The organism is Blastococcus haudaquaticus (genome assembly GCF_900230285.1).
GTDB lineage: Bacteria > Actinomycetota > Actinomycetes > Mycobacteriales > Geodermatophilaceae > Blastococcus_B > Blastococcus_B haudaquaticus.
This window is the reverse complement of the sequence record NZ_OCNK01000001.1, coordinates 872,042-884,029: the sequence shown is the minus strand read 5'-3', so window position 1 is coordinate 884,029 and position 11,988 is coordinate 872,042. Positions and strand designations below refer to the sequence as shown.

Sequence of the window (11,988 nt, the reverse complement as noted above, 5' to 3'; positions counted from 1 at the left end):
CAAGACCCGGGTCCTCCGACACGCGGGAGGCACGGGTCTCCCCCATCGGGGTCAGCGGTTGCGGCGTCGCCCTCGCACGGTCATGACCGCGTCGAGCAGCCCGACGATCGCCCCGCCCAGGGCCGCGGCGATCAGCAGGGCGACCACCAGCGGCGCACGCACGTCGGTGAAGACCAGGCTGATGTCGACGGTCTGGGTGTTGAAGACGACGAACAGCACCAGGACGACGGTCACGAACAGCAGCAGCGCGATCGCCACGGTGCGCCCGATCGTCCGGCCGGTGTGCCGGCTCGGCTTGGTGCTCGGTGCCGGACCGTCCGGGCCGGTGGCGCTCATCGGCGGAGGACTCGGGCGGTCGCCGCCCGGGGAGCCGAGGGTCGGGTCGGTGCCGGGGATGCTCGCGGGGCGCGGTTCAGGAGTGCTCACGCGTCGAGTGTCCTGCTCAGCGCGGGGCAGCGCAGTCCATGGGAGCGCCAGACCTGCGTCGATCCGGTCTCAGTCGGCGTCCGGCTCGGTGTCCGCGGGCGGGAAGCTCGGGCCCGCGACGCCACTGGCCGGTCCCGGCTCGCCGCCCTGCGACTCGTCGTCCCCGGGGGGTGCGACCTCGCTGCCGAGAGGCTGCACGTCGCGGTCGTTCTCCTCGGGCATCGTCATGTCCGGCAGGTGCCCGCCGCGAGGTGACCGAAACAGCGGGGTCCTTCCTCAGTCGGCCAGCGCGGGACCGGCCTCGTGGCGGGGATGGCCGGCGGTCCGCTCGCGCTGCTTCATCCGCGCCTCGAGCACGTGCCGGTCCCCGCCGGCCAGCTCGTCGCGGGCCCGGGCGTCGAGGTCGCGGAACGTCGTCCAGTAGTGCGCGTCGTAGTCCTCGACGATCTGGAACGTCCACCGGTCGGCGATGACGTTGCGGCCGACGAGGTCCCTGTCGAGGTCGTCGGCCAGGGCGGCGTGCCCGGCCTCGCGGAGCAGGTCGACGGCGTCCTGGAGCAGCAGGTCGGCCTTGCCGGTCAGCTGGTGGAAGCCGTACAGGAGCCCGCGGGCCTGCTCGACCGTCTCCAGCGCCTCGGAGAGCTTGCCCAGACCCTCGACGGTCGGATCGTCGAGATCGGGCCGGGTGCGGTCGGTCGTCACCCGTCCATCGTCCTGGGTCAGACGGTGCCCTGCGCGATGACGATCAGGCGCTCGGCGAGCCGGCGACCGTGCGACGCGGGGCCGTCGGGCCCGAGCAGGCCGCCGGAGAGGTACATGCCGTCGATGATCAGGTGCAGCTGGGCGGCGAGGTCCTCGCCCTTGCCGGGGGCCACCTGATCGGCCAGGCGCTCCAGCCGGCCGTACAGCTCGAACTTGTAGTCGGCCGCCGCGCTGCGGGCGGGGTGCTGCGGATCGTCGTACTCGCTGCTGACGTTGTTGAACGGGCAGCCGCGGAAGCCGGTGCGGGTGACGTCCCGCTCGACGGCGTCGACGACCGACAGCAGGGCCGCGCGGGGGTCGCCCTCGAGCCGGACCAGCTCGGCGTCGATGAAGGCCAGCACCGTCGCGGCCTTGCGGGAGAGGTAGGCCCCGACGAGGTCGTCCTTGCTCTTGAAGAGCCGGTAGACCGTCATCTTGCCCAGGCCCGTCTCGCGGACCAGCTCGTCCATGCCGACGCTGCGCGAGCTGCGGCCGGCGAAGAGCCGCTCCGCGGTGTCCAGGACGATCGCCTGCCGCTCGGCGCGGCTGCGGCGGACCGGCGACCCGGCGCCCAGGTCTGCGGCGTAGGTGTCGTCGGCGGCGAGGAGCGGGGCGGCGGTCACGTCACGGATCGTGCACCTTCACGTGACGGATCAGTTCGCGGCACGCCGACGGATGTAGCTCTGGGTGACCAGAGGCGCGCGAGTTATGCGGGACACCGGAGAGGCATGGGGCCATTGTGGCGACTCTCCGTCACCGGCGGGCTGCTGGAACGGCCCTCCTGCAGGGCCCGCCACGAGCCTGCGAGTGGTGGGGGACACCGAGAGGACCCGGTCCTCCTCCCACCTCGCGAGCTCGGTGCGAGCCTCGGGACGGGGCCGTCAGTTGCGGCGGATGCGGCGAGGGTTGGCCAGCATGCGGGCGACGGTCACGGCCGCCGGCTCGGGGCTGCGGCTCTCCTCGGTCTGCACCTCGGTGGAGTCGTCGGAAACCCGTACATCGCGCTGCGTGTCGTCCATGTGCTCCAGCGTGCCCCCGCGCAGCGGTGAGGGAAACGGCAGGTGAACGTGATGTACCCCCGAGGGGCTGAGATCTGCGTCACCCGACGCTGCGGGAACTCAGCGGAAGGACGCCACCAGCGGGTCCCACAGCGCGAGCGGCGCCGGGTAGGAGGCGTAGACGCTGAACCGGTCGACGAGTCCGTCGAACCGACGGCGCACCTCCGCGGCGACGTCGTCCGGATCCGCGACGACGGCGAAGGCGGCCAGCACCTCGTCGTCCACCAGGTCGCGCATCGCCGTCCACTTCTCCTCGCGCCGGCTCACCGACAGGGCGTGCAGCTCGTCGGCCAGCCCCGCCCAGCCGTGCAGCTCGAGGACCGGGCGGTAGGCGGGGGTGCTGCCGTAGAACGCGATGGTGGCCTTGACGGCGCTCACCGCCTCGGCGACCTCGGCCCCGGTGCGGCCGGAGACGACCAGCCCCGGCAGGGTGACCGTGACCTGGTCCCGCGTCCGCCCCGCGGCGGCCAGCCCCTCGGCGAGCGCCGGCATCGTCCGTTCCCGGAGGTAGCGCTCGGTGGTGAAGCCGTGCACGAGGAGGCCGTCCGCGACCTCGCCCACCAGGCGGGTCATGGCCGGGCCCACGGCGGCCAGGTACACCGGCGGCGGCCCCCACGGGTGCGGGTCCGGCGCGAACATCGGCGTCATCAGCGTGTGCCGGTAGTGCTCGCCCTGGAACCGCAGCGGCGTGCCGTCCTGCCAGGCCGTCCAGATGGCGCGCAGGGCCGCCACGTACTCGCGCATGCGCGCCACCGGTGGGCTCCACGGCATCGAGAACCGGCGCTCCACGTGCGCCTTGATCTGGGTGCCCAGCCCCAGCACGAACCGCCCGCGGGTGTAGCGCTGGAGGTCGTAGGCGGTCGTGGCGAGCGTCATCGGCGACCGGGCGAAGGCCACCGCGATCGCGGTGCCCACCTGGAGCCGCTCGGTCGCCTGCCCGGCCGACAGCAGCGGCAGGAACGGGTCGTGGTCGACCTCCGACGCCCACACCCCTGCGTAGCCGCGGGCCTCCAGGTCGCGGGCGGTGGCCGGGACGTCGTCGATCCCGGAGGTCAGCAGCGCGGCGTCGAGGAGCACGGTGCCCGAGCCTGCCCGACCCGGCGGCCCGCTGGCCAGGAGGAGCAGGCCGCCCGTACGGTCGGCGCCGGATCCGGCACCGGAGCGGGGTCCGGACGGAGGTGGGATGTCCGACCGCGCCCGCCTGCTCGCGGCGCTGCTCGACGACCTGGCGGCCGAGAGCGCGCAGCTCGACACGGTCGTCACGCAGCTCGAGGACATCGCCTGGCTCGCCCCCACACCCGCGGCCGGCTGGACCGTGGCCATGCAGATCGCCCACCTCGCCTGGACCGACGAGCAGGCGTTGCTCGCGGTCACCGACCCGACCGCCTTCACCGCGGCGGTGGCCGCCTCCGGGCCCGACCTCGCCGGTGCGGTGGACGCCGCCGCCGCTGCCGGTGCCGCCGGGGAGCCGGCTCCCCTCCTGGCGCGCTGGCGCACGGGTCGGGCGGCACTCGCCCGCGAGCTGGCGGCGCTGCCCGACGGCGCGACGGTGCCGTGGTTCGGGCCGCCCATGGGGGCCGCCTCGCTGGCCACGGCCCGGTTGATGGAGACGTGGGCGCACGGCCTCGACGTCACCGACGCCCTGCGGCTGCCGCCGTCGGTCTCACTGCGGCTGCGCGCGGTGGCGCACCTCGGTGTCCGCACCCGGGACTTCGCGTTCGCCCAGCACGGGCTGCCCGCTCCCGCCGAGCCGTTCCGGGTGGAACTCACCGCCCCCGATGGTGCGGTGTGGACCTTCGGGCCGGAGGACGCGGCGCAACGGGTCACCGGGCCCGCGCTCGACTTCTGCCTGCGGGTCACCCGGCGACGACACCGCGCCGACCTCCACCTCACCGTCACCGGACCGGACGCCGACCGGTGGCTCGACCTCGCCCAGGCCTTCGCCGGTCCGCCCGGTGCGGACCGCCCGCCCGCTCAGGAGGAGACCCCGTGACCCTGCACTTCGACGAGGGCGACGAACTGCGCGCCCTGCGGGCGGCGGTGGCCGACCTCGGTTCGCGGTACGGGCAGCCCTACTTCCTCGAGCAGGCCCGCTCCGGCGGCCGTACCGACGCGCTGTGGGCGGAGGCGGGCAAGGCCGGCTTCCTGGGCGTCAACCTGCCCGAGGAGTACGGCGGTGGCGGTGGCGGGATGGTCGAGCTCTCGATCGTCCTCGAGGAACTCGGCGCCGCCGGTTGCCCGCTGCTGATGATGGTGGTCTCGCCGGCCATCTGCGGCACCGTCATCGGGCGCTTCGGCACCGACGAGCAGAAGCAGCGCTGGCTGCCCGGCCTGGCCGACGGCTCGAGCACCATGGGCTTCGCCATCACCGAGCCCGACGCCGGGTCGAACTCGCACGAGATCACCACGGCGGCCCGCCGGGACGGCGACGAGTGGGTGCTCAGTGGCCAGAAGGTCTGGATCAGCGGCGTGGACCAGGCCGACGCGCTGCTCGTCGTCGGCCGGCTCGCCGACGGCCCGCGCGGCACCCTCCGGCCGGCGCTCTTCGTCGTCCCCACCGACGCCCCGGGGCTGGCCGCGCACCCGATCCCCATGGAGATCGTGAGCCCCGAACGGCAGTTCCAGGTCTTCCTCGACGACGTCCGGCTGCCCGCCGACGCGCTGGTCGGGCACCCCGACCAGGGCATCGCGCAACTGTTCGCCGGCCTGAACCCCGAGCGGGTGATGGCCGCCGCGTACTCGCTGGGGGTCGCCCGCCTGGCCATGGCCAAGGCCACCGACTACGCCCGCACCCGGCAGGTGTGGGGCACACCGATCGGTGCGCACCAGGGCCTCGCCCACCCGCTGGCCGCCTGCCGGATCGAGATCGAGTGCGCCCGGCTCATGACGCAGAAGGCCGCCTGGCTGATCGACGCCGGCCAGGACGCCGGCACCGCCGCCAACAGCGCGAAGTACGCCGCGGCCGAGGCCGCCGTGCACGCCGTCGACCAGGCGATCCAGACCCATGGCGGCAACGGGCTCTCCCAGGAGTACGGCGTGGCCGCCCTGCTGACGATGTCGCGGGTCAGCCGGATCGCGCCGGTCAGCCGGGAGATGATCCTGAGCTTCGTCGCCCAGCACGACCTGCGGCTGCCGCGCTCCTACTGACCGGTGGGGGTGTCGGCGCCCTCGCCCTGACCGGCCTCCTCGCCCTCCGCCGGCTCCTCCGGGTGCGGCGTGCGGCCGCCGGTCGCGTCTTCGCCGGGCGGGTCGCCCTCGGCGCGTTCGGACGTGTGCGGCGTGCGACCGGTTTCGGTCATGGCGGGTCCTCCTCGATCCGTCGGCTGACCGGCCTGTGCCCGCGTCGCCGCGGGAGCAACCCCCAGGTCAGGCGAGACCGGTCGCCGGTGGCGTCCGTGGGAGGAGCGCGGCCACGGCCCCGGCGTCGGGCAGCGCACCGCGGGCGCCGGGACCGGTGGTCGACAGCGCCGCGGCAGTCACCGCGAACCGGACGGCGGACGGGAGGTCGGGGTCGGCCGCCAGCGCCTGGGCCAGCGCGCCGCAGAAGCAGTCGCCTGCCCCGGTGGTGTCCACCGGCGTGACCGGGGGCGGCGTCTGGAGGAGCGGCTCGCCGTCGCTCGGGACGACGAGCGCACCCCGCGCCCCGAGCGTCACGACGACCGCGCACGACGCCACCGAGCGAGCCAGGTCGACCAGCTCGGCGGGGGACCGCTCGCCCGGCCCGGCGCCGGCCAGCTGGGCCAGCTCGTGCTCGTTCGGCACCAGGACGTCGACGCGTTCCAGCAGCTCGGCGGGCAGTGGCTGCGGGGGAGCGGGGGTGAGGACGACGGTGCCCCGCGCGGCGGCGGCGGCCGCGGTCACCGTCGTCATCGGCACCTCGAGCTGCAGGAGGAGCACCGTCGCCCGGCGCACCGACTCGACGTCGGCGTCGGCCGGGACCAGTGCCCCGTTGGCCCCGGGGACGACCACGATGAGGTTCTCGCCGCTGCCCTGCTCGACCGGGATGGTCGCCGTGCCCGTCGGGACCCCGCGGGTCCGGAGCACCCGGCTGACGTTCACCCGCGACCCGGCGAGCGCCGCCAGCTGCCGGTCGCCGGCCGGGTCCTCGCCGACGCGGCCGACCATGTGCACGCCCGGGCCCAGCTCGCCCGCGGCCGCGGCCTGGTTGGCGCCCTTGCCGCCGGGCGCGGTGGCCGCGGAGCGGCCGATGACCGTCTCGCCGCGGCCGGGCAGGCGGTCGACGGCGACCAGCACGTCCTCGTTGAGGCTGCCGACGACGGTGACGGACACGGGGCCTCCGGTGCGGGTGCGGTGGATCTGCGGGGACCAGCGGTTTCTGCCCCGGTAGGGAAAGGTACGGACCGGTCCCCGACCCCGACCCAGGAGGACCCGTGCCCCACGACGACCAGGACGACATCCGGCGCGACTTCGCCGAAGCGGTGAACATGACGGCCGGCGAGCTGGAGCAGTGGCTGGAGACCGACGAGTCGCAGTCGGTCGGGCAGAGGAGCGGCTCCGACGAGTCCACCGGGCACCAGTCCGGTCGCCGGATCGTCGAGCTGTTGAGGACGAGGAAGGACGACCTGACCGACGACGACCTGGCGCACATGCGCAAGGTCCACGGCTACGTGCAGCGGCACCTGGCCCAGGAACCGGCCAAGGAGGACGTGGAGACCTCCAACTGGCGGTACTCCCTGATGAACTGGGGCCACGACCCGCTGAAGACGAGCTGACAGGGGCTGATCGCAGGCTGATGGCCATCCGGCGCAACCTTCCCGCCATCCGGCGCAACCTTCCCGCCATCCGGCGCAACGATCCCGCGCAGTACGACGAGCTGGCCGACGAATGGTGGCGGCACGACGGGGAGTTCGCGGCCCTGCACTGGCTCGCGGCCTCGCGCGCCGAGCACGTCCCGCCCGCCCCGGCGGCCGGGGCGGTGCTGGTCGACCTCGCCTGCGGCGGCGGGTTGATGGGTCCGCACGTGGCGAGGCTCGGCTACCGGCACGTCGGGGTGGACATCGGCCTCCGCGGACTGGAGCTGGCGCGGGCGCACGGCGTGACCCCGGTGCGTGGCTCGGTCCTGGCGGTCCCGCTCGCCGACGGCTGCGCCGACGTCGTCCTGGCGGGGGAGATCCTGGAGCACGTCGAGGACCACGACGGCGTCGTCGCCGAGTGCGCCCGGCTGCTCCGCCCCGGCGGCGTCCTCGTGCTGGATGCGCTCGCCTCCGGCCGGCTGTCCCGGCTGGTCAACGTCCACCTGCTCGAGCGGCTGCCAGGTGGCCCCCCGCGCGGGCTGCACGACCCGGCCCTGTTCGTCGACCGGGACCGCCTGCTGGCCACCGCCGACCGGCTGGGGCTGGACCTGGAGCTCGTGGGGCTGCGGCCGTCGATGCGGGAGGCGATCCCGTGGGCCCTGGGCCGCCGTGCGTCCGTCACGATGAAACCGATCCGCTCCACGGCGGTGGTGTTCGCCGGGTACGGCCGCAAGCGATGAGGCGGCGGGTGCGTTGCGCGCGACGTATGTTCGGGTCATGACGCCGACCGCGGGAACCCCGTGACCAGCGCGGTCGTGACCGGGGTGGGCTCGGCCCTCCCCGCGACGTTCGAGCAGGACGCCGTCTGGGACGGCTACTTCGCCAAGCACTACGAGGGCGTGCGTGCCGCCCGGCGCATCTTCCAGAGCGCGGGGGTCCGCCGCCGGCACGCGGTGGCCAGTCCGATGGACGAGGACCTCAGCCAGTGGGGGACCGGCGCCCGCATGGAGCGCTACGTCCAGGAGGCGCTGCCGCTGGGCAAGCAGGCCGTGGCGGGCGCGCTGGACGCCGCCGGGCTGGCACCGGGCGACGTCGGCCTGTTCGCCGTCGCCACCTGCACCGGCTACGCCACCCCGGGGCTCGACATCCGGCTGGCCAGCGACCTCGGCATGCCCCTGGGGCTGCAGCGGCTGCTCGTGGGCCACATGGGCTGCTACGCCGCGATCCCGGGGCTGGCCGCCGTCAGCGACTTCGTCACCGCGCGGTCCCGGCCGGCCGTCCTGCTGTGCTGCGAGCTGACCAGCCTGCACGTCCAGCCCGCCCAGCGGGACCTCGAGCAGGTGGTCGCGCACGCGCTCTTCTCCGATGCCGCGGCGGCCGTCGTCCTCGAACCCGGTGCGGCTCGCGGCCGCCGGGTGGCCGGCATGGTGGCGCGCACCGACGCGTCCACCGCCGACCACATGACCTGGGACGTCACCGACCTCGGGTTCCGCATGGGGCTGTCCCCCCGGGTCCCCGACGTGCTGTCCCGGCACGTCGGCGGGGTGGTCGAGGAGCTGCTGACCGGCGCGGGCCTCCGCATCGAGGACGTCGCGGGATGGGCGGTCCACCCGGGTGGGCCGCGCATCCTGGACGTCGTCCGCGACGAGCTGGGACTGGCCGAGGAGCAGATGGCCACCTCCCGCCGGGTGCTGGCCGAGCACGGCAACTGCTCGTCGGCGACCGTGCTCCTCGTCCTCGAGGAGATGGCCGACGTCGACGGACCGGTGGTCGTGATGGCCTTCGGTCCCGGGCTCACCCTCTACGCCGCCCTCCTCATGCCCGTCTGACTTTCCGCAGGTCGGCCACGGGTTTACGCTCTGTGACTCTCGTGACGGAGAGTGGGGGTGTCGCCGGTGCAGCAGGTCCCGCCGGTCCGCGTCTTCCTGGTCGACGACCACGAGGTGGTGCGCCGCGGTGTCGCCGAGGTGCTCGAGGACGATCCCGGCATCACGGTGGTGGGTGAGGCGGGATCGGCCACGGAGGCCCTGGCCCGCGTGCCCGCCGTCCGCCCCGACGTCGTCGTGCTGGACATGCGCCTCCCGGACGGCGACGGTGCCCAGCTCTGCCGGGGGCTCCAGGAGCGGGTGCCGGGGCTCCGGTGCCTGGTGCTGACCAGTTTCGCCGAGCAGGAGGCCCTGGACTCCGCTGTGCAGGCCGGAGCGGCCGGCTTCCTCCTCAAGCAGGTCCGCGGGCCGGCCCTGATCTCCGCCGTGCGCACCGTCGCCGCCGGCGGGACCCTCTTCGACGACGTCCCCGCCTCGTCCCGCCCCCGCGGTCCGGCGCCCGCCGGCAGCGACCGGCTGGCCCTGCTGACCGACCAGGAGCGCACCGTGCTGGGGCTCATCGGTGAGGGGCTCACCAACCGGCAGATCGGCGCCCGCATGGGGCTGGCCGAGAAGACGGTCAAGAACTACACCAGCCATGTGCTGGCCAAGCTGGGCCTCGAGCGGCGCACCCAGGCGGCCATCCTCGCCACCGAGCTCCGGGACCGCGGGCACGTCTGACCGGCGAGGCCCGGCTCACCTGGCGATCGGTGCCGTCCAGCTGATCTCGGTGCCCGACGACGACGACGTCGTGGACAGCCTCCCGCCGCGACGCTCGGCCCGGTCGGTCAGGTTCGCCAGGCCGCTGCGGACCAGGACCGGCGGAAGCCCGCGCCCGTCGTCGGTCACCACGACGCAGGCGCGCTCGGCGAACTCGACGGTGACGGTCACCCGGCGGGCCCGCGCGTGCCGGACGACGTTCGTGACGAGTTCGCGGACCACGGCGACCACGTCGAGCGCCAGGTCGGGCGGGAGGTCGTCGCGCTCGCTGCGGATGCGCAGGTCCGGGCGCACCTCGTGGCCGTCGGTCACCGACCGGAGCACCTCGGCGAGGCGGTGCCGGAGTGCCTCGGCCGACGCGTCCTCGGCCTGGTGCAGCTCGAAGATGGAGGTGCGGATCCGCGCGATGGTCCCGTGCAGCTCGTCCACGCGTGCGGAGAGACCGGCCGCGATGTCGGGGTGCCGGTCCTCCAGCGACCTGCCCAGCCGGTCCAGCGACAGGGCCGTGGCGAAGATCCGCTGGACGACGTGGTCGTGCAGGTCGCGCGCGATGCGGTCGCGATCGGCCTGCACCTGGAGGCGGCCGGCCCGCTGCTGGGCGTGCGCGAGCTCGAGCACCACCGAGGCCTGGGCCGCGAAGGCCTGCAGCAGGTCCAGGTCCTCCGGGTGGAACGGCGGGCTGCCGGTCGAGCGCAGGATCACGAGCATCCCCCGGTTGGCGCCGGTGCCCAGGGGGACCAGCATCGCGGGCCCGTAGCCGGCGGTCAGCTCGACGACGACCGCGGCGCGGGTGCCGACCAGGGGCATCGCGCTGATGTCCTCGATGTACCGCGCCACCCCGACGTCGTGGGTGGGAGCCAGGAAGGTGCCCGCCATCGGGATCCGGACCCCTTCGACGTCGTGGGCGGCGGGACCGACGGCGGTGACGATCGTCAGCGCCCCGGGATCGTCGGGCGCCGGGGCGAGGACGCCGGCCATGTCCGCGTCCGCCAGGGCGGAGACCCGGGTGGACACGGCGCGCAGGACGTGGTCGGGATCGTCGCCGGACAGCAGGGCGGTCGCCATCTCGGTGGCGGCCTGCCCCCACCTGCGCCGGCTCTCGGCCCGCTCGGCGAGCCGGGCGTTGTCGATCGCCATGCCTGCGACCGCGGCGAGTGCCTGCACCACCTCGGTGTCGGCCGGGGTGAACGGGCCACCGCCCCGCTTCTCGGTCAGGTACAGGTTCCCGAACACCACCTCGCCGACCCGGACCGGCACCCCGAGGAAGGAGCGCATGGGTGGATGCCCCGGCGGGAAGCCCACCGAGGCCGCGTGCTCGCCCAGGTCGTCCAGCCGCAGGACCGACGGCTCGGCCACCAGGAGCCCGAGGATGCCGTGTCCCGCCGGCGGTCGGCCGATGAGATCGCGCTCGTCGTCGCCCATGCCGGCGATGACGAACCGGTCCAGCCGTCCACCGTCGGGCGTCAGCACGCCGAGGGCCCCGTAGGCGGCGTCGACGTGCTGGACGGCCGCCTGCACGATGTCGTGCAGGGTCGCCTCCAGCTGGCTGCCCGAGGCGGCCGCCCGGAGCGCCGCGGTGAGCACCGGGACGGCCCGGCCGCCGGGGGGCAGAGGAGAGGCCGCCGCAGACGTCTCCAGGGTGTCGGGCGGGGGCACGGCCCGACGGTAGGAGTCCTGGAGCGGCTCGGGAAGCGGCTGGGGAGCGGTCACGCGCGGCCGGGGTCGGGGGCCGGAGCGGGGACGCTCAGGCGCCACGGGCCAGCCGGCGGGTCAGGGGACGCGGAACGGCCTGGCGCAGCAGCGTCTTCCAGCCCGCCCCGACGACGACGAGGTCGGCGCCGTGAGCCGCGGCGGTGAGGGCATCGAAGACCGGCCGGGCCAGCACCGCGGTGCGGGAGCGCCCGTGCACGCCCGTCTCGGCGATGGCGCGCAGGACGTGTGCCTCCAGGCGGTCGGCGGCGGCGAGCTGGACGTGCACCCGCGCCCGGCCGGAGCCCGTGAGGGGGTCGCCGTCCGGCTCGTCGAGGACGTGCACGGCGACGACGGTGGCCTCCCGCCGGGCGGCCTCCTGGAGCGCCCACACCAGTGCGCCGTGCCCGGCCGGCGTGCCGTCCACCTCGACGACGAGCCAGGGGTGCTGGCGGCGGGGGAGCAGGGGCGGCAGGCGCAGCGGCTCGACGGTCTCCTCGCCGCTGCGGGCGGTCGGCACCGTGAGGGGTGTCTCCTCCCCGGCGGCCGGGTCGGGCTCCCAGGGGCGGATCTCGCTCATGGACCGATCGTGCTGGGGCGTCCAGCGGTCTCCCAGGGACCAAGGGCCCGAGCGGTCGTCCGGACCACGCGTACCGATGCCGTTCCGCTGCGGACCGTGCGTGTCCGAACGGAGCGTGACGACGCGGCGACGCCGTCGCGCCCTGAGGAGCGGGG

16 protein-coding genes are annotated in these 11,988 nt (G+C 74.9%); 6 read left to right on the top strand and 10 right to left on the bottom strand.

Features of this window, described 5'->3' with window-relative positions; translation table 11 throughout:
* Positions 1-51 precede the first annotated feature (51 nt).
* From CRP30_RS04350 to CRP30_RS04335, 6 genes are all read right to left on the bottom strand, one after another.
* A complete protein-coding gene (locus tag CRP30_RS04350; protein ID WP_235003161.1) occupies positions 52-426 on the bottom strand; it encodes a LapA family protein in 375 nt (124 codons plus the stop codon).
* 69 nt (positions 427-495) lie between these two features.
* Positions 496-654, bottom strand: coding sequence for a hypothetical protein (locus CRP30_RS22675; RefSeq protein ID WP_200814528.1), 159 nt, complete (start codon positions 652-654; stop codon positions 496-498).
* A 48-nt stretch (positions 655-702) separates the two neighbouring features.
* Positions 703-1,128 carry a hypothetical protein gene (locus tag CRP30_RS04345; RefSeq protein WP_097182665.1) on the bottom strand — a complete coding sequence of 142 codons (426 nt, stop codon included), beginning with the start codon at positions 1,126-1,128 and terminating at the stop codon, positions 703-705.
* A gap of 17 nt (positions 1,129-1,145) precedes the next feature.
* Positions 1,146-1,790, bottom strand: coding sequence for a TetR/AcrR family transcriptional regulator (locus CRP30_RS04340; RefSeq protein WP_097182664.1), 645 nt, complete (start codon positions 1,788-1,790; stop codon positions 1,146-1,148).
* Positions 1,791-2,048: 258 nt separating this feature from the next.
* Positions 2,049-2,186, bottom strand: a complete 138-nt coding sequence (locus CRP30_RS22420; RefSeq protein WP_159961519.1) for a hypothetical protein — start codon at positions 2,184-2,186, stop codon at positions 2,049-2,051.
* Between the two features lie 99 nt (positions 2,187-2,285).
* Complete coding sequence (locus CRP30_RS04335) at positions 2,286-3,302, bottom strand: TIGR03617 family F420-dependent LLM class oxidoreductase (protein ID WP_200814527.1); 1,017 nt, start codon at positions 3,300-3,302, stop codon at positions 2,286-2,288.
* Positions 3,303-3,408: 106 nt separating this feature from the next.
* On the opposite strand from CRP30_RS04335, the gene CRP30_RS04330 reads away from it, so the two are divergent.
* A complete protein-coding gene (locus tag CRP30_RS04330) occupies positions 3,409-4,218 on the top strand; it encodes a TIGR03084 family metal-binding protein (protein WP_097182662.1) in 810 nt (269 codons plus the stop codon).
* Positions 4,215-5,372, top strand: a complete 1,158-nt coding sequence (locus tag CRP30_RS04325; RefSeq protein WP_235003160.1) for an acyl-CoA dehydrogenase family protein — start codon at positions 4,215-4,217, stop codon at positions 5,370-5,372. Before CRP30_RS04330 ends, CRP30_RS04325 begins: the two co-directional genes overlap by 4 nt.
* Here CRP30_RS04325 and CRP30_RS22415 read toward each other — a convergent pair.
* A complete protein-coding gene (locus tag CRP30_RS22415; protein WP_159961516.1) occupies positions 5,366-5,524 on the bottom strand; it encodes a hypothetical protein in 159 nt (52 codons plus the stop codon). The genes CRP30_RS04325 and CRP30_RS22415 overlap by 7 nt on opposite strands.
* Positions 5,525-5,591: 67 nt before the next feature.
* The gene (locus CRP30_RS04320) at positions 5,592-6,515 is read right to left on the bottom strand and encodes a ribokinase (protein ID WP_097182661.1); all 924 of its coding nucleotides are present in this window, start codon (positions 6,513-6,515) and stop codon (positions 5,592-5,594) included.
* 101 nt (positions 6,516-6,616) lie between these two features.
* Between CRP30_RS04320 and CRP30_RS04315 the strand changes: the two genes are divergently transcribed.
* The 4 genes from CRP30_RS04315 to CRP30_RS04300 all read left to right on the top strand — a co-directional run bounded on the left by CRP30_RS04315 (position 6,617) and on the right by CRP30_RS04300 (position 9,525).
* The gene (locus CRP30_RS04315; RefSeq protein ID WP_097182660.1) at positions 6,617-6,958 is read left to right on the top strand and encodes a DUF3140 domain-containing protein; all 342 of its coding nucleotides are present in this window, start codon (positions 6,617-6,619) and stop codon (positions 6,956-6,958) included.
* Between the two features lie 20 nt (positions 6,959-6,978).
* The gene (locus CRP30_RS04310; protein WP_097182659.1) at positions 6,979-7,719 is read left to right on the top strand and encodes a methyltransferase domain-containing protein; all 741 of its coding nucleotides are present in this window, start codon (positions 6,979-6,981) and stop codon (positions 7,717-7,719) included.
* Between the two features lie 60 nt (positions 7,720-7,779).
* Positions 7,780-8,808 (top strand): type III polyketide synthase, encoded by a 1,029-nt coding sequence (locus CRP30_RS04305; protein ID WP_097182658.1) that lies wholly within the window; start codon positions 7,780-7,782, stop codon positions 8,806-8,808.
* Between the two features lie 66 nt (positions 8,809-8,874).
* Positions 8,875-9,525 (top strand): response regulator, encoded by a 651-nt coding sequence (locus CRP30_RS04300; RefSeq protein ID WP_097183131.1) that lies wholly within the window; start codon positions 8,875-8,877, stop codon positions 9,523-9,525.
* A 15-nt stretch (positions 9,526-9,540) separates the two neighbouring features.
* Here CRP30_RS04300 and CRP30_RS04295 read toward each other — a convergent pair whose 3' ends face one another.
* Both CRP30_RS04295 and CRP30_RS04290 read right to left on the bottom strand, forming a co-directional pair.
* Positions 9,541-11,220 carry a sensor histidine kinase gene (locus CRP30_RS04295; protein WP_099459146.1) on the bottom strand — a complete coding sequence of 560 codons (1,680 nt, stop codon included), beginning with the start codon at positions 11,218-11,220 and terminating at the stop codon, positions 9,541-9,543.
* An 88-nt stretch (positions 11,221-11,308) separates the two neighbouring features.
* On the bottom strand, positions 11,309-11,833 hold the full coding sequence (locus CRP30_RS04290) for a universal stress protein (protein ID WP_097182656.1): 525 nt from the start codon (positions 11,831-11,833) through the stop codon (positions 11,309-11,311).
* Positions 11,834-11,988: the final 155 nt, after the last annotated feature.